The organism is Lysobacter sp. CFH 32150 (genome assembly GCF_022758295.1).
Classification (GTDB): Bacteria; Pseudomonadota; Gammaproteobacteria; order Xanthomonadales; family Xanthomonadaceae; genus CFH-32150.
The window spans coordinates 306,795-324,095 of sequence record NZ_JALDWJ010000004.1 but is presented as its reverse complement, the minus strand read 5'-3'; the positions used below and the strand labels follow the sequence as shown (position 1 = coordinate 324,095).

The 17,301-nt window shown below is 65.6% G+C and carries 13 protein-coding genes; 8 read left to right on the top strand and 5 right to left on the bottom strand.

The window, feature by feature from the left end; all coding sequences use genetic code 11:
* Positions 1 to 71 precede the first annotated feature (71 nt).
* Genes MO486_RS09525 through MO486_RS09510 form a run of 4 tightly spaced genes read left to right on the top strand, consistent with a single transcriptional unit; the run spans position 72 to position 5,176 of the window.
* The gene (locus MO486_RS09525; RefSeq protein ID WP_305037365.1) at positions 72 to 3,080 is read left to right on the top strand and encodes a molybdopterin oxidoreductase family protein; all 3,009 of its coding nucleotides are present in this window, start codon (positions 72 to 74) and stop codon (positions 3,078 to 3,080) included.
* Between the two features lie 11 nt (positions 3,081 to 3,091).
* Positions 3,092 to 3,862, top strand: a complete 771-nt coding sequence (locus MO486_RS09520; RefSeq protein ID WP_305037364.1) for a 4Fe-4S dicluster domain-containing protein — start codon at positions 3,092 to 3,094, stop codon at positions 3,860 to 3,862.
* Between the two features lie 9 nt (positions 3,863 to 3,871).
* Entirely contained in the window at positions 3,872 to 4,213 is a 342-nt protein-coding gene (locus MO486_RS09515; RefSeq protein ID WP_255746514.1) for a heavy metal-binding domain-containing protein, read from the top strand.
* A gap of 9 nt (positions 4,214 to 4,222) precedes the next feature.
* Positions 4,223 to 5,176, top strand: a complete 954-nt coding sequence (locus MO486_RS09510) for a DmsC/YnfH family molybdoenzyme membrane anchor subunit (protein WP_242906660.1) — start codon at positions 4,223 to 4,225, stop codon at positions 5,174 to 5,176.
* A gap of 9 nt (positions 5,177 to 5,185) precedes the next feature.
* Here MO486_RS09510 and hemC read toward each other — a convergent pair whose 3' ends face one another.
* The 4 genes from hemC to MO486_RS09490 form a co-directional block, all read right to left on the bottom strand.
* Entirely contained in the window at positions 5,186 to 6,106 is a 921-nt protein-coding gene (gene hemC, locus MO486_RS09505; protein WP_242906657.1) for a hydroxymethylbilane synthase, read from the bottom strand.
* Between the two features lie 383 nt (positions 6,107 to 6,489).
* Positions 6,490 to 7,221, bottom strand: coding sequence for a LytTR family DNA-binding domain-containing protein (locus MO486_RS09500; RefSeq protein WP_242906655.1), 732 nt, complete (start codon positions 7,219 to 7,221; stop codon positions 6,490 to 6,492).
* 39 nt (positions 7,222 to 7,260) lie between these two features.
* Entirely contained in the window at positions 7,261 to 8,340 is a 1,080-nt protein-coding gene (locus tag MO486_RS09495) for a histidine kinase (protein WP_242906723.1), read from the bottom strand.
* 177 nt (positions 8,341 to 8,517) lie between these two features.
* Complete coding sequence (locus MO486_RS09490) at positions 8,518 to 9,228, bottom strand: carboxylesterase (protein WP_242906653.1); 711 nt, start codon at positions 9,226 to 9,228, stop codon at positions 8,518 to 8,520.
* 254 nt (positions 9,229 to 9,482) lie between these two features.
* Here MO486_RS09490 and MO486_RS09485 point away from each other — a divergent pair, with 254 nt between their 5' ends.
* The 4 genes from MO486_RS09485 (at position 9,483) to MO486_RS09470 (ending at position 16,799) form a co-directional block, all read left to right on the top strand.
* On the top strand, positions 9,483 to 11,576 hold the full coding sequence (locus MO486_RS09485; RefSeq protein WP_242906651.1) for a DUF1302 domain-containing protein: 2,094 nt from the start codon (positions 9,483 to 9,485) through the stop codon (positions 11,574 to 11,576).
* 15 nt (positions 11,577 to 11,591) lie between these two features.
* Positions 11,592 to 12,923, top strand: coding sequence for a DUF1329 domain-containing protein (locus tag MO486_RS09480; protein ID WP_242906649.1), 1,332 nt, complete (start codon positions 11,592 to 11,594; stop codon positions 12,921 to 12,923).
* Positions 12,924 to 13,148: 225 nt separating this feature from the next.
* Complete coding sequence (locus MO486_RS09475) at positions 13,149 to 14,273, top strand: YCF48-related protein (RefSeq protein WP_242906647.1); 1,125 nt, start codon at positions 13,149 to 13,151, stop codon at positions 14,271 to 14,273.
* A gap of 24 nt (positions 14,274 to 14,297) precedes the next feature.
* Complete coding sequence (locus tag MO486_RS09470) at positions 14,298 to 16,799, top strand: efflux RND transporter permease subunit (RefSeq protein WP_242906645.1); 2,502 nt, start codon at positions 14,298 to 14,300, stop codon at positions 16,797 to 16,799.
* Positions 16,800 to 16,891: 92 nt separating this feature from the next.
* On the opposite strand, the gene MO486_RS09465 is transcribed toward MO486_RS09470, so the two are convergent.
* Complete coding sequence (locus MO486_RS09465; protein ID WP_242906643.1) at positions 16,892 to 17,152, bottom strand: hypothetical protein; 261 nt, start codon at positions 17,150 to 17,152, stop codon at positions 16,892 to 16,894.
* Between the last annotated feature and the right edge of the window lie 149 nt (positions 17,153 to 17,301).

Here is a 17,301-nt window from a genome sequence, read left to right as displayed (position 1 = left end):
GCAAGGAGCGCGGCGGCGCGCTGGAAGCAGTGGGGGTGCTAGTTTTACCGCGGCGCGGCACAATGCGCGGCATGCGCGAGCAGGCCCCCTCCGAACCCGTCATCAACTATTCGGCCTCGCCAGGCGACGAGGTCAAGACGACCACGTGCTACATGTGCGCGTGCCGTTGCGGCATCAAGGTGTGGCTCGCCGACGGCAAGATCCGCTACATCCAGGGCAATCCCGCGCACCCGGTCAACCGTGGCGTGCTGTGTGCGAAAGGCTCGGCAGGGATCATGCAGCACTACTCACCGGCGCGGCTGAGCAAACCGCTGCTCCGGGTGGGCGAGCGCGGCAGCGGCGAATTCAAGGAGATCGAGTGGGAAGAGGCGCTGCAGCTCGCCACGTCATGGCTGGCGCCGATCCGCGCACGCAATCCGGATGAACTCGCCTTCTTCACCGGGCGCGACCAGTCGCAGGCGCTGACCGGCTGGTGGGCGCAGCAGTTCGGCACCATCAACTACGCGGCGCACGGCGGCTTCTGTTCGGTGAACATGGCCGCGGGCGGCCTGTACACGCTCGGCGGCAGTTTCTGGGAATTCGGCGAACCCGACTGGGAGCACACCCAGTATCTGATGCTGTGGGGTGTGGCCGAAGACCACGATTCCAATCCGATCAAGCTCGGTCTCGGCAAACTCAAAGGGCGCGGCGCCAAGATCGTTGCGGTCAATCCAGTGCGCAGCGGGTATGGCGCGATCGCCGATGAGTGGATCGGCATCCGTCCCGGGACCGATGGCCTGTTCGCGTTCGCGTTGATCCACGAGTTGTTGCGGATGGACCGGATCGATCTCGACTATCTGGTGCGCTATGCGAATGCGCATTGGCTGGTCGTCCGCAATCCGGGCGGTGCCGATGATGGGCTGTTCGCGCGCGACATCGACGGACGCGTGTTGTGTTGGGACCGTGACGCTTCCACTCCTCCCCTTTCGCGCAGCGAAGGGGGAGGTTGGGAGGGGGTCGCTTTTGATCTTGCTTCTGGAGCAGCACAGGCAAAGAGCACCCCTCCCCAGCCCTCCCCTTCGCTGCGCGAAAGGGAGGGAGCAGAAGCGTGCGCGGACGCGATCGATATTTCGCCCGCAGTAGTCGGCGAATACACCCTTTCCGATGGCCGCATCGCAGTGCCGGTGTTCCAGTTGCTGGCCGAACGCTACCTCGATCCGCAATATTCGCCGGATGCTGTCAGCGAACGTTGTGGCATTCCCGCCGACACGATCAGGCGCATCGCGCGCGAACTCGCCGCGGCCGCGTTCGACAGCAAACTGAGCCTGCCCATCGCCTGGACCGACAGCTGGGGCCGCGAGCACAGCGAAATGGTTGGCCGCCCGGTGGCGATGCATGCGATGCGCGGCATCAGCGCGCACAGCAACGGCTTCCACACCTGCCGGGCGTTGCATGTGCTGCAGATGCTGCTGGGCGCAGTCGATGCGCCGGGTTCGTTCCGCTACCAGCCGCCGTTCCCCAAGCCCATTCCGCCGGTGAATCGTCCGGGCAAGACCCGCAAGGACAATGGCGCACTCGATGCCGCCCCGCTTGGTTTCGTGCACGCGCCGGAAGATCTTCTGGTGGATGCGGAAGGACAGCCGCGCCGCATCGACCACGCCTATTCGTGGGCCTATCCGCTGGCCGCGCACGGCATGCTGCATACGGTGATCCGCAACGCCTGGGCCGGCGATCCCTACAGGATCGACACCCTGTTGATGTTCATGGCCAACATGAGCTGGAACTCGGCGATGAACACGCGCGAGACCATGCAGTGGCTCACCGACAAGGATGCCAACGGCGAATACAAGATCCCGCGCATCATCTACAGCGACGCGTACGCCAGCGAGATGGTCGCCTACGCTGACTTGGTACTGCCGGACACGACCTACCTCGAACGCTTCGACGCGATCTCGCTGCTGGACCGGCCGATCTCTGACGCCGACGCGGTGAGCGATGCGATCCGCCACCCGGTGTTCGATCCGGCCACGCAGCTTGCACAGGACGGCAGTGCGCGCGACGTGCGCGGCTTCCAGTCGGTGCTGTTGGACCTTGGCGCACGGCTCGGCCTGCCGGGCATGGTCCATGCCGACGGCTCGCCTGCGTACCGCGACTACGCCGACTACATCGTCCGCCACGAACGCGCGCCCGGTGTCGGCCTGCTCGCTGGCTGGCGCGGCGAGGACGGCACGCAGTCGGGCAAGGGCGCGCCGAATCCCGAACAGCTGCAGCGCTACATCGCCAACGGCGGGTTCTGGCACGAGTCCATTCCCGAGCACGCACGCTATTACAAGATGGCCAACCGCGGTTATCTGGAATGGGCGCAGCGGTTCGGTTTCGTCGCCAGCACCACGCCGATCGTGCTGCAGCTGTATTCGGAAACGCTGCAGCAGTTCCGCCTCGCGGCGCAGGGCCATGGGGCGCTGCAACCACCGCTGCAACACCGCGAACGCGTCGCCACGTATTTCGATCCGCTGCCGCTGTGGTACGAGCCGTTCGAACACGACCAGACCAGCCGCACGACGTTTCCATTGAACGCAGTCACGCAGCGGCCGATGTTCATGTACCACGCCTGGGGCTCGCAGAACGCTTGGTTGCGGCAGATCGCCACGCGCAACTGGCTGTACCTGCACCCTGACACCGGCGCGAAGTACGGCCTCGCCGACGAAGAGTGGGTCGAGGTCGCCTCGCACCACGGCACGATCAGCGTGCAAGCCAAATTCGCGGCGAACGTGCAGCCAGACACGGTGTGGAGCTGGAACGCGATCGGCAAGCGCAAGGGCGCGTGGAAGCTGGCGAAGGATGCGCCCGAGTCGAACCAGGGTTTCCTGCTCAACCATCTGATTTCCGACATCACGCCCAAGGGCGACTACGCCAACGCCGACCCGGTCACCGGCCAGGCGGCGTGGTTCGACCTGCGCGTGAACATCCGCAAGGTCGAGGCGCGCGAAGCCAGCGATCCGCAGTTCGCGCCGCTGCCATTCGCCGAAGCCAACGAACAACCGCTGCGCTACGGCGCGGACCTCCGCAACCGTGTCCACCGCAGCAAGACGAGCGCCTAGGCAGCCAACCCATGACCGATCTGCCGCCACCGTCGAAAAAGAAACTCGGGCTCGTTATCGACCTCGATACCTGCGTCGGCTGCCATGCCTGCGCAGTGGGCTGCAAGGAATGGAATGCCGGCGGCGTCGCCGGCCCGGTCACGGACCAGAATCCGTACGGCAAGGATCCCTCGGGCGTGTGGTTCAACCGCGTGCACAGTTACGAAGTCGCGGCCACGACGGCATGTGCTTCGTCCGGCAGCATCGCCGCGGAAGCCGCGCAGCCGGCGATGACGCTGCATTTCCCGCGTTCGTGCCTGCACTGCGAAACCCCGGCCTGCGTCACCGTGTGCCCGACTGGCGCCAGCTACAAGCGCGCCGAGGACGGCATCGTGCTGGTCGACGAGGACAAGTGCATCGGCTGCAAGCTGTGCTCGTGGGCCTGCCCGTACGGCGCGCGCGAGTACAGCGAAGTCGAAGGCGTGATGAAGAAATGCACGCTGTGCGTCGACCGCATCTACAACGAGAATTTGCCGGAAGCCGAACGCGAACCGGCCTGTGTGCAGGTCTGCCCGACCCGCGCGCGCCACTTCGGCGATCTCGGCGATCCCGAATCGAAGGTGTCGAAGCTGGTGGCCGAGCGTGGTGGTGTCGCGCTGCTGCCGGAGCTCGGCTATGCCCCGGTCAACCGCTACCTGCCGCCGCGACCGCGCCGTGCCGGTGGCGATGAAGTTGCTGTCGTCGAATCGACCCAAGCCGATGCCACACCCAAGCGCTGGCTGGACCGCATCCTCAAACGCTAAGGAAACCGCATGAACAAGCCCATTGTGTTGGTGTCCACGACGCACAGCATCGAAGGCCGCCGCATCGTCGACTACAAAGGTCTCGTTGGCGGCGACGCCATCCTCGGCGCGAACATATTCCGCGACTTCTTCGCCGGCATCCGCGACCTCGTCGGCGGCCGCTCCGGCAGCTACGAAAAAGTACTGCGCAAGGCCAAGCAGGAAGCCATCGACGACATGATCGAGCAGGCGCGCGAAGTCGGCGCGAATGCGGTGGTCGGCGTCGACCTGGATTACGAAACCATCCAGGTCCAGGACGGGGGCAGCATGCTGATGGTGTCGGCGTCCGGCACCGCGGTCGTGCTCGAGTAAGCGTCTTCCATGCATCCCGCCCTGTCGGTCATCTTTTTCACCTCACTGTCGGGCGCGGGCTACGGCCTGCTGTTCTGGAGTGCGCTGGCCACGCTTGGCGGCCGCATGCATCCCTGGTCCTTGTGGATCGCGACCCTGCTGGCGCTGGTGCTGGTCACTGCCGGCCTGCTCAGCTCGCTGTTGCACCTCGGCAAGCCGGCACGGGCCTGGCGTGCGTTCTCGCAATGGCGGACTTCTTGGTTGTCGCGCGAAGGTGTTGCCGCCCTCGCGACTTACGTGCCTGCGTTGATGTTCGGTCTGCTCGCCTTCGCGCAACTGCTCGACGTGCATGAGGGCGTGTACTCGATTCCGCTCGACTTTTTCAGCGTCACGCTCTGCGTCGCGCTGGCTGGACTCGCGGCGATCACGGTCGTTTGCACCGCGATGATCTATGCCTCGCTCAAGCCGATCCCGGCCTGGGGGCATCGCCTGGTGGTGCCGGGTTACCTGCTGTTCGCGCTGCTGACGGGCGGGTTGCTGCTGATGGCGATCGACACCTACCGCGGCACCAGGCTCGAGAATGGCCCGGCGATGGTCGCCGTCGGGCTCGCCGTCGCGCTGTGGCTGCTGAAGCGACGCTACTGGCGCGACGTCGATGTGCCGTTGCCGGCGACGCGCGGCGATGCGGTCGGTCTGCCGCAACGCCAGGTGACCGTCTTCGAACGACCGCACACCGAAGCCAACTACCTGACCCGCGAGATGGCGTTCGTGGTCGCGCGCAAGCATTCGAAGCGGATGCGCCTGCTTGCAGTCGCGCTATTCGCGGTGGTGCCGATCCTGTGCATGCTGCCGGTGTGGCTGTTCGTGCACCTCGATGCGGCGCCATGGTTCGCGATTGCGGCGATCAGCGCGCTTGCGGGAGCGTTCGTCGAGCGCTGGTTGTTCTTCGCCGAAGCGAAGCACATGGTGACGCTGTATTACTGAAGCAGTCGATCACTGATCGACTGCGCCGATCAATTCGCGTGCGCCTTGCGCCAGCAGTTTTTCGGCGACTTCCAGGCCCAGGCATTCCGGCGCGTCGCCTCGGCCCTGTGCATGCGCACGCACGACGCGGCCTTCGCTGGCGGAACCCACGAGCCCGATCAAATGCAGATGCATGCCGTCGAGTTGCGCCAACGCCGCGACCGGAACGTGGCAACTGCCGTGCAACGCGCGGTTCATTGCACGCTCGGCTTCGACGCAAGTGCGCGTGTCAGCGTGATCGAGCGCGGCACAAAGTGATTGCGTTGCCGCGTCGTCGTCACGGCATTCGATCGCGATCGCCCCTTGCGCCGGCGCCGGCAGCCAGTGCGGTGCCGTCAGGCGTGAACGGATACGTGCATCGAAACCCAGGCGCTGCAACCCGGCGCAGGCAAGGACGATCGCGTCGTAATCGCCGGCATCGAGTTTGGACAAGCGGGTGTTGACGTTGCCGCGCAGGTCACGCAAGTCGAGATCGGGGCGGCGTGCACGCAACTGTGCCTGCCGCCGCAGCGACGACGTGCCGACGACGGCGCCCTGCGGGAGCGCATCGATGTTGGCATGGCGATTGCTGACGAAGGCATCGGCGGGATCAGCGCGCTGCAGGATCGCCGCCAAGGCGAAGCCCGGCTCCAGCACCATCGGCACATCCTTCAACGAATGCACCGCGCAATCCGCGTCGCCGCGTTGCATGGCGAGCTCGAGCTCCTTGAGGAACAGGCCCTTGCCACCGATCGCGGCCAGCGAACGGTCCAGTACCTCATCGCCACGGGTACTCATCGGCACCAGCTCGACCGTGAGCCCAGGATGCGCGGCGCGCAGCAGCGCGGCGACGTGCTCGCTTTGCCACAGGGCGAGCGGACTTTTGCGGGTAGCGATGCGCAGCGTCTTCATGCCGCCATTATCCGCCAAGCACCCAGGCTCTGCTTCGAAGAAAAGCCCGAACATCGAGCAGCCACATAACCCGAAGGGCGGCGCACAGGACGTGCGCCGTTTTTCGACCGAGGCATGGATGCCGAGTCGAAAAATCTCCGTAACCTCCACGCCACAGGGTGTGCTCTTGCAAAGGAGGCCATTTCTTTTGGTTACTTTTCTTTGGGCCAGCAAAGAAAAGTGACCCGCTGCGCAGCAGTGGAATGCTCTTGCCCTTAAAAGCAAAGGGCAAAGTCAAAATGGATCCCGGCTTCCGCCGGGATGACGAGCTAGGGCAAAGGCAGAAGCAGGGCAAAGTCACTGGATCCCCGCCTTCGCGGGGATGACGAGCACAACAAGCGGCCCTACAGGTGCTTCACCGTCTCGCGCAGGCCGGCCACGCAGCGCCGGCTGACCTCGAGCGGATGCGCCCCATGCCGCAGCACCGCCTGCACATGCCCGTCAGCTCCGCGCTTCAGCTCGACGATCTCGTGACGCGCCACCAGGCAGTTGCGGTGGATGCGGACGAAGCGCTCACCGAATTCCTCTTCCAGCGACTTCAGCGATTCCTCGATCAAATCCTCACCACGGGCGTGGTGGACGACGACGTATTTTTCCTCGGCCTGTAGGTAATGCACGTCCTCGATCGGGATCAGGCGCAGACTGCCGCGCAGGCGCGCGCACAGGTGCGTGCGGCGCTGGTCGGACTGCGGCGAGACCGCCGCATGCGTGCGACCAGCGGCGAACGTTCGCGCACGCTCGATTGCGGCGGCGAGCCGCTCCGGGCGAACCGGCTTGACCAGGTAATCGATCGCCGCGGCTTCGAACGCCGACAGCGCGTGCGCGTCGAATGCAGTGCAGAACACCACTGCCGGACGCGGCTCGAACGCAGCGAGGTGGCGCGCGGCCTCGAGCCCGTCGATGCCGGGCATGGCGATGTCGAGCAGGACGAGGTCGGGATGGTGTTCTGCGCAGGCGTGCAGCGCCTCGCGGCCGTCGACCGCCTCGGCGACCAGTTCCACCCCCGGCTGCTCGGCAAGCAGGTCGCGCAGGCGTTCGCGCGCCAGCGGTTCGTCATCGGCGATGAGCACTCTCATGACGACACCTTCATGACTTCCGTCCCTAAACGCAAATCCTCAACGCAACGGCACCCGCAATTCGGCCAGATAGTAGCCTTCGTGCCAGCGCCCGGTCACCCGTGCGCGCGGGCCGAAGGCGAAAGTAAGGCGATGGGCGATGCTGCGCTGGGCGTGCTGGTTGCCGGCGCGCGCGTCGATGCCCATGTTTGACATGTCCGGCCCGGCGCTTTCGCGTTCGCGCGGCGCCGGCGCCGGGTTGTGCACGCTGATCTGCAAGGTGTCGGCGTCGGCGTTGAGTTCGATATCGATCCTGCCCCCGGCCGGGATGCGCGAAATGCCGTGCAACACCGCGTTCTCGACCAGGGGCTGCAGCACGAGCCGCGGCAGCGGCAGGTCCCACGGCAAGGGTTCGGCGCGACGCCAACGCACCTGGAGGCGCTCACCGAGGCGCAGCTGTTCGATCGACAGGTAACGCTCGGCCAGCTCCACTTCCTCGGCCAGGCTCGATTCGCCCTTGCCGGCACCGAGCGCGGCACGGAACAGGTCGGACAGGTCCAGCACCGCACGTTCGGCGACCTCCGGCTCGCGCCGCAGCAACCCCGCGATCATGTTCATACTGTTGAACAGGAAATGCGGTTTGATCCGCGCCTGCAACGCATCGGCCTCGGCGCGCGCGCTGGCGCGCACCTGCGCCTGCCAGCCATCGACCGCATACAGATAGCGCAACACGATCGCCACGATCAGCGCCGCGATCGCCGCGCTGCCGAGCGCGAAGCGCTGCAATCGCACCGATTCCGCCACTAGGCCATAGCCGAGGCTGCTGTCGATGGCGTAGAGCATCGCTGCGCCACAGGCAGCAATCAGCGCCGCCATCGACACGGCCAGCGTGCCGCCGAGTGCCGGCGTCAAGCGCGACAACTGCCCCCGCGACACGCACAGCAGCACCGTGATCGTCAGCGCCAGCCACAACGCGAAGCCGCTCGCGGAAGCGAAACGGGTGAGCGTCCATTCGGCATCGGCGGCGGGCGCGAGCGCAATCACGATGATCACCAACTCGGCCACGCCGAGCATCGTCGCCAACCGTCCCAGCCGGCACAGGTCCGGCAGCCAAGGCTCGCGCGGCGGCACGGGGTCCATCAGCCGGTGGCGAAACGCCGCGGCCGCGTGCTGCGCTTGCGCAGCGAAGCTGACGAGCCGCGCCGGAGCGCGGCCGAACAGTGCAACTGACCTTCGCGCAGCGAAGGTGAGGCGCATGGATGCGCCGAATCGTCCGGACATATGCCGGACTCGGCGCGCAAATGTTGAACAGAATGTTCAATCATTTGCTGAAGATACGCGTTTGCTGAAGAGCCGCCCCATCCAATCGCCGAGGTCGCGGATTTCCTCCGGGCTGACCGCATGCGGCATCGGATAACCATGCCAATCGACGTTGAAGCCGAGGTGTTGCAGCAGTTGCGCGCTTTGTTCGCCGGCAGTGAACGGCACCACCGGATCCTGGGTGCCATGGGCCATGAACAGCGGTTGCGAGGTTGCTGCTTCATGCACTGCAGCGGTCGCGGCCTGCTGCGTCATCGGCAGGTAGGCCGACAACGCGATCAGGCCCGCCAGCGGTTCACCGCGGCGGAGGCCTGCGGCGAGGGTCACCGCCCCGCCCTGCGAGAAACCGGCGAGGAACGTGCGCGAGGCCGGGACACCGCGCGCGTGCTCACGGTCCAGCAGTGCGCCGACCTGCGCGATGGAGGCTGCCATTCCCGCCGCATCGGCGCGGTCGGCATTCGCGGCGAAGCTGAGGTCGCGGATGTCGTACCAGGCACGCATACGCATGCCGGCGTTGATCGTCACCACCCGCACCGGCGCGTGCGGGAACACGAAGCGCACGGCCGGCCAGTCGCGTCGCACCAGTTCCGGCACGATCGGCGCGAAGTCGTGGCCATCGGCGCCGAGCCCGTGCAACCACAGCACCGACCATTGCGGATCCGGGCCGGTGTCCTCTTCGATGGTTTCGAGCAGATCGATGGCGTCCATGGCGGCATTGTGGCCGTTGCCATCCCTGATCGTCATCTCGTGAGCGCTGCGATCGGTACGAAGCATGGCGATGTGTTTCGCTTACCGGTCAGTACAGAAACACCATACTCCACAGCATTGCGTTTCCGCACACGGCATAACTAAGATGCCGCAAGCGCCCGATCCGGGGGCGCAATGTGAGTCGAGCACGCGCACGTAAATACATACCACCATTATCTGCACGCCTAAGCGTTACGCCCTGGGGAGGGAATGAAATGAGCTTTGCACGCAATCCGGCGCTCGCGCGCCGCGCACCACTGACCATCGCGGTGGTCGCAGCCCTGCTCGCAGCACCGGCCGCATATGCAATCGATTTCCAGAAGGGCGAACTCGAAGGCAGCTTCGACACCACCATCTCCTACGGCGCGTCCAAGCGCATGGAGGAGCAGGATCCGGGGCTGATCGGCAAGGCCACGATCAATCCGCTGATCGGCGGCCAGGCAGTGGTGCTGGGCACGTCCACGTTCCCGGGCAGCCCGTCGCAGATCGCCGCGCCCGGCCGCTTCTCGGGCAACCGCGACGACGGCAACCTCAAGTACGACGACGGCGACCTGATCTCCAGCGCGATCAAGGTCACCTCCGAGCTGAGCCTGAAGTGGCGGAGCTGGGGCGCGTTCACCCGCGGCACCTATTTCTATGATTTCGAGAACGCCGACCGCGATGACTTGACTCGCGCCGCCAAGGACCGCGTGGGCGAACGCGGCCGCCTGCTCGATGCATTCATCTACAAAGACTTCAAGTACGGCGAGGACAAGACCGGCACCGTACGCCTCGGCCGCCAGGTGGTGAGTTGGGGCGAGAGCACCTTCATCAGCAACGGCATCAACGTGATCAACCCGGTCGACCTGTCCGCACTGCGCGTGGCCGGTGCCGAGTTGAAGGAAGCGTTCCTGCCGATCGATGCGCTGTGGGGCTCGTTCCAGGTCACCAACAACTTCTCCGTCGAAGGCGTGATCCTGGGCGAGTTCGAAGAAGTCGAAGTCGACGCTTCCGGCACCTACTTCAGCGCCAACGATTTCGCCTCGCCGGGCGGCACCTACGCCATGCTCGGCTTCGGCACCGCACCGCAGCCGGTGAACAACCCGGAGCTGTACTACAAGGTCTGCACCGGCACGCCTGCGGGTTGGTCGCAAAGCGATCGCTTGGCCCAGTACGTCGAGGCGTTCCGCGCCCGGCTTCCGGCCGGCACGCCCGAGGCGATCATCCAGCAGCAGGCCCTCGGCCTGGTCGGCGTCGGGTGTGGCGCCACGTTCCAGCGCGGGCCCAACGACAACGCCAAGGACAGCGGCCAGTGGGGCATCGCCGCGCACTGGCTGGTGCCGGCGCTGGGCGACACCGAGTTCGGCTTCTACTACCTGCGCTACCACAGCCGCCTTCCGGTGATCTCGGGTTACGCCGCGACCGGCGCTCCCGGCACCACACCGGGTGGCGCGGGCTTCGGCGCACCGACCCGTGGCGCCAGCGTCGTCATCGAATATCCCGAGAACATCGACCTCTACGGCGTGAGCTGGAACACCAACCTGCCGTGGGGCATCGCCTTCCAGGGTGAAGTGAGCTACCGCCCGAACATGCCGCTGCAGTACGACGATGTCGAACTGCTGTTCGCCGGCCTAACCCCGCTCAATCCGCTGTTGCAGCTGTCGGGCGCGCCACCGGCGATGCTGTTCGACAGCCAGCTCGGCCAGTACGCACCGGGCCAGTACATCCAGGGCTGGGGCCGCTACCACGTCACCCAGTTGCAGTCGACCTTCACCAAGGTCTTCGGCGAAGTGCTCGGTGCCGACCAGATCTCGCTGGTCGGGGAAATCGGCGCCACCAAGGTGAACGACATGCCGGATGAGTCGCAACTGCGCTTCGAAGGCGAAGGCACCGATACCGGCGGCGGCTGCGACGTCGCCGACACCGGCACTTTCGGTCCGCAGGATCCGCTCACCGGACGTTGGCCGTTGATTCCCAACGCCGGCATCCTGCGCCGCGGCTGCCTGCGCAACCCGCAGACCAGCGGCGGCTTCCCCACCGACTTCTCCTGGGGCTACCGCCTCGCCGCACGCGCCGACTACAACTCGGTGTTCGGTGGCCCGGTCAACCTGGCGCCGCGCATCGCCTTCAACCACGACGTCCACGGCACCACGCCGGGGCCAGGTGGCAACTTCCTCGAAGGCCGCAAGTCGCTGACGTTGGGACTGGAGGCGAACTACCTCAACAGTTGGGTCTTCGACATCAGCTACACCCGCTTCAGTGGCGCCGAGCCCTACAACCAGATCGCTGACCGCGATTTCGCATCGGCCAGCATCAAATACTCGTTCTAATTGGGAGGCACACCGATGAGCATCAAGATGCAGAAATTGGGCGCACGTAGCGCAGTGCTGGGCGGAGCCTGCCTGCTGACGATGGGAGCGGCGCTGGCCGCCACCCCGGTCGGCGCCGACCAGGGTGCCAACAGCGACGGTTCGATTCCGGCCTGGAATGGCGGCCTGACCAAGCCGCAGGCCGGCTACAAGTCGGGCCAGCACCATCCCGACCCCTTCGCCGGCGAAAAACCCATCCTGCAGATCACCGCAGCCAACGCCGGGCAATACGGCGACAAGCTGTCGGCAGGTTTGAAGGCGATGCTGGCGAAGTACAAGGGCTATCGCGTCGACGTCTATCCGACCCACCGCACCGCCGCATTCCCGCAACGCGTCTATGACGCCACCGAGAAAAATGTCGGCTCGTGCAAGCTGGTCGGGGAAAGCGCCGGCGTGCAGGGCTGTGCCGGTGCCGGCATCCCGTTCCCGACACCGAAAACCGGTGCCGAGGCGATCTGGAACCACAAGCTCAAGTACAAGGGCTTCTCGCTGCAGATCTTCGACAACCAAGCCCCGGTGACGGCGGGCGGCACCTACAACATGGTGCGCATCCGCGAGGAGTACCTGGCGCCTTACGACAAGCCGGGCAACACCTCCGACAACATCAACAACATCGGCTTCTTCTTCAAGCAGGAAGTGCTGGGCCCGGCACGCCTGGCCGGCCAGGTGATCCTGGTGCACGAGTCGATCAACGACAAGGTCTCGCCGCGCCAAGCCTGGGTCTACAACCCCGGTCAGCGCCGCGTGCGTCGCGCACCGAACATCGCCTACGACAATCCCGGCACGGCATCCGACGGCCTGCGTACCAACGACATGTACGACATGTTCAACGGCGCGCTGGACCGCTACAACTGGAAGCTGGTGGGCAAGAAGGAGATGTACGTTCCGTACAACGCGTACAAGGCGAAGCTCAGCAAGCTCAAGGACCTGATCAAGCCAGGACACTTCAACCCCGACAAACTGCGTTATGAGCTGCACCGCGTGTGGGTGGTCGAAGCGACGCTCAAGCCGGGCATGCGCCACATCAACCCGCGCCGCACGTTCTATCTGGACGAGGACAGCTGGCAGATCCTGCAGATCGATCACTACGACGGTGCCGGCAAGCTCTGGCGTTACTCGGAATCGCTGCCGATCCAGTACTACGAAGTGCCGCTGTTCTGGACCGGCACGGATGTGCATTACGACCTGAAGTCCGGCCGTTACCTCGGCATGTTCCTCGACAACGAGGAAAGGCCGCGCGACTTCAAGCACGTGACCGGCCCGGCGGACTATTCGCCACAGAACCTGCGCGCTTCCGGCGTGCGTTGATCCGCGAAGCCGGGCCTTCCATGTGAAGGCCCGGCTTTTTTGACGGTGGTTTGTGGGAGGGGCTTCAGGGCGACGTGCGACCGCCGCACTGGAACCCCTCCCACAAGCGATCGACCACGCGACCTGCAGTCACCGCAGGCTGAACATCGCCCGGCCGCCATGGACGGACATCGCTCGCGCATCGGCGCCGCGATCCTAGGGGCCGGGTCATCGAGAGGGGAACCCATGTCGTATCCACTTCCACGCCTGCGCTTCCCGGGCCTAGCGCTGGCCAGCGTACTGGTGTTGTCGGCCAGCGCAGCCGAACCCGCTGCCGACCTGGCCCTGCTCCCCACCGAAGTCATGCCGAAAAGCGCACAGGCGTTGTTGCTCGACGCCAACCGCGTCGGCAACGGCTATGTCGCGGTCGGCGAGCGCGGCCACGTCCTGCTGTCGAGCGATGGGCAAAGCTGGAAGCAGGTCGCCAACGTGCCGACCCGCAGCACCCTCGCCACGCTCACGGCCGTCGGCGATGCACTGTGGGCCGCGGGCCACGATGGCGTGATCCTGCATTCGAAGGACGCCGGCAAGACCTGGACGCGCCAACGCGTGGCGCCCTGGTCGATCGAGGACACCGACCCGACCCATGGCATCCCGGTGCTCGACCTGCTCTTCACCGATGCCCAGCATGGCTATGCCGTCGGCGCGTTTTTGCTGCTGCTGGAAACCAGCGACGGCGGGGCGACCTGGATCACCCGGTCGCTGCACGGCGAAGCCGGCGCGGCGCCGGAGGCAGCCGTGCCAGCGGAGCCCGAAGCGGCAGAGCCCACGCCGTCGGCAGATGCGGCGACCGAAGACGACTGGAACTTCAGCGCCGACGAACTCGCGCTGGAAGAAGAATCCGATCCGCACCTCAACGCCATCGCCCGCACCGCGTCCGGCGGCCTGGTGATCGTCGGCGAACGCGGCACCGTGTACCGCTCGCGCGACAACGGCGCGACGTGGCAACGCAGCAAGTTGCCCTATCAGGGCTCGATGCTCGGCGCACTGGGTTGGGAAGGCGACCACGTGCTCGTGTTCGGCCTGCGCGGCAACGTGTTCGAGTCGCACGATCTCGGCGATACCTGGACGCAGGTCGACAGCGGCGTCGGCGCCAGCCTGATGGGTGGCACTGCGCTGGCCGATGGCGGCGCGGTGCTGGTCGGCGCCGAAGGCACCGTGCTCCGTCGCGATCGTGGCGACAGCACCTTCCGCCGCCAGATCCACCTCACCAAGTCCGGCGAAACACCGACACTCGCCGCTGCGTTGCCGGGCGCCGGCAACGATCTGCTCGTCTTCGGCGACCGCGGCGTCGGTCACCAGGCGCCATAACGCGGAACCATTCCGGGGATCCACATGCACAACACCGAAGTTCCGCACGGCCCGTTCACCCTGTTCGCCGAGAAGGTGGTCTTCAGCGCGCGTCCGATCGTGTTGCTGGTCTTCGCCGCGATCACCCTGGCGATGCTGTATTTCGCCAGTCAGCTCAAGGTGGACGCCGGCTTCAAGAAGCAGATCCCGCTGCAGCACGAATACATGCGCACCTTCCTCGACTACGAGAAGGATTTCGGCGCGGCCAACCGCGTACTGGTCGCGGTGATGGCGAAGGACGGCAAGATGTTCACGCCGGGCTTCTTCAAGACGCTGGAAGGGGTCACCGCCGACGTGATGGCGCTCGACGCCACCGACGACGCCCGCGTGCGCTCGCTGTACACGCCCAACGTGCGCTTCGTGGAAGTGGTGGAAGACGGCTTCGCCGGCGGCAACGTAGTGCCTGACACCTTCAGCAGCGACAACGCCACGCCTGATCAGTTCCAGACCATCCGCGGCAACATCGTCAAGGCCAACATCCTCGGCCGCCTCGTGGCGAAAGACTGGTCCGGCGCGATGGTCTGGGCCGACCTGATTCCCGAGGATTCCGGCACCAAGCTCGACTACCAGGCCGTCGCCCAGCAGTTCGAGGACATCCGCACCAAGTACGAGAAGGCGGGCTACACCGTCCACATCATCGGCTTCGCCAAGGTCGTCGGCGACATCGCCAACGGCGCGCGTTCGGTGATCAAGTTCTTCGTCGTCACCATCGGCCTGACCTGGCTGCTGCTGTTCCTGTATTCCACGTCCGGCAAGCTCGCTTCGCTCACCGTGGCGTGCGCGCTGGTGGCGGTGATCTGGATGCTGGGCGCGCTGCGCCTGATGGGCTTCGGCATCGACCCGATGAACATGCTGACGCCGTTCCTGATCTTCGCGATCGCGGTCAGCCACGGCGAGCAGATGATCAACCGCTTCCGCGGCGAGCTGTTCTTCGGTGGCCTGGAAGACGGCACCATCGAGGAGCTGCGCGCGCGCAAGGGCGTGCCGGCGTCGGATGCCGCACGGCTGGCGTTCCGCATGCTGCTGATCCCGGGCGCGGTCGCACTGGCGGCCGGCTGCATCGGCTTCGCCGCGATCCTGATGATCCCGATCCGGATCATTTTCGAACTGGCGATCACCGCCACCGTCGGCGTCGCCATCATCATCTTCACCGACCTGGTGCTGCTGCCGGTGCTGCTCAGCTACACCAAGCTGAGCAACCTCGAACGCAAGCGCGAATACCGCCTGCGCCAGCTCACCCAGTTCGACAAGATCTGGGCCTTCCTCGCCCGCCTCAGTCGCCCGACTGCAGCTGCCGTGGTCATCCTGCTCGGCGTGGCGATCTGGTTCGTCGCCGAATGGCGCGGCGACAAGGTGATGGTCGGCGATGCCGAGCAAGGCGTCGCCGAGCTCCGTCCGGAAGCGCGTTACAACCAGGACGCGCGACTGATCACCGCCAAGTTCGCGCTCAGCATCGACATCCTCAATGTCATCGCTGAGGCGCGGCCGGATGCGTGCACGCTCAGCTTCAAGTCCATGGACCTGATCGACCGCTTCGCCTGGCACATGGGTAACGTCGAGGGCGTCGAGCAGGTGATGACGCTGCCGATGGCGGCCAAGATCGTCAACGCCGGCTGGCACGACGGCTCGGTGCGCTGGCGTGTGCTGCCGCGCGATTCAGACAGCCTGCGCGTGGCGACGCAGGGCTTCGAGACCGACTCGGGTCTGCTCAACTCCGATTGCTCGGCGATGCCGATCATGGTGTTCCTCGCCGACCATCGCGCCGAGACCATCGACCGAGTGATCAGGACCGCACGCGAGTTCCGCGAAAAGAACGGCGCCTGGTCCGGCGGCAACGTCAACCTGCGCGAAAAACTGGCGAAGGACGCCAAGACCGCCGAAGAGAAGGGCGAGGAGTTCAACAGCGACCAGGTCAACCTGCGCATCGGCACCGGTCACATCGGCGTCGCCGCGGCGATCAACGACACCGTGCGCGAAGTCGAGCACCGCATCCTGTACATGCTGTACGGGGCTGTGTTCCTGATGTGCCTGCTCAGCTTCCGCAGTTGGCGCGCGGCGTTGTGCATCGTGCTGCCGCTGGTGCTGGTGACCGAACTCGGCCACGCGCTGATGGTGCAGCTGGGCATCGGCATGAAGATCAACACGCTGACCGTGGTCGCGCTCGGCGTCGGCATCGGCGTCGACTACGCGATCTACATCTACGCACGCATGGCCGAGGCGATGCGCGCCGGCAACACGCTCAGCGAGTCGTACTTCATCGCGCTCAAGACCACCGGCATCGCGATCTTCTACACCGCGCTGACGCTGGCGGTAGGCGTGGCGCTGTGGATCTTCTCCGACCTGAAGTTCCAGGCCGACATGGGCCTGATGCTGACCTTCATGTTCGTGGTCAACATGATCGCCGCCATCATCTTCCTCCCGGCCCTGTGCCGCTGGATCCTGCGGCCGACCGAAAAGGACGACTGGGTGCCGCCGCACGCGACCTGACGGACTCCACACGACAAAACGCCCGCAGCAATGCGGGCGTTTTTGTATTTGCGGCCTGGTTATACGGCGTGTCGCATGCGGGCGTCGTTGCCTCAGTCTCCCTTCAACGCGAACTCCAGACCCAGCTGCTGGCCAAGCTGCGTGATGCGCGCCTGCATCGCGGCGTCGACTTCGGTCTCGCGCACGCGGCCGAGGATGCCCTGCAGCACGCGTTTTTCGTTGTCGTCCACGGTGCCGTCGGCTTCGGCGATCGCGACGATGCGGTTCAGTTCGCCCAGATCCAGGCGCCCGTCGTCGGTGAAGCAGCAGATGGAATGGAACGCCATCTCGAGGTAATCGCGGCTCTCGGCCATGTGTTGCTCCCTGGGTGCAAGTGGTTTGGCAGGAAGCCGAAGACATCCGCCACGCCCGCACCAGATCGATGGGCGTAGTTACTTCTGGTATCCCGGTTTCGTCTGGGTCACCGATTTGCCATTGATAAGCGGCTCTCTCAAGCATCTGA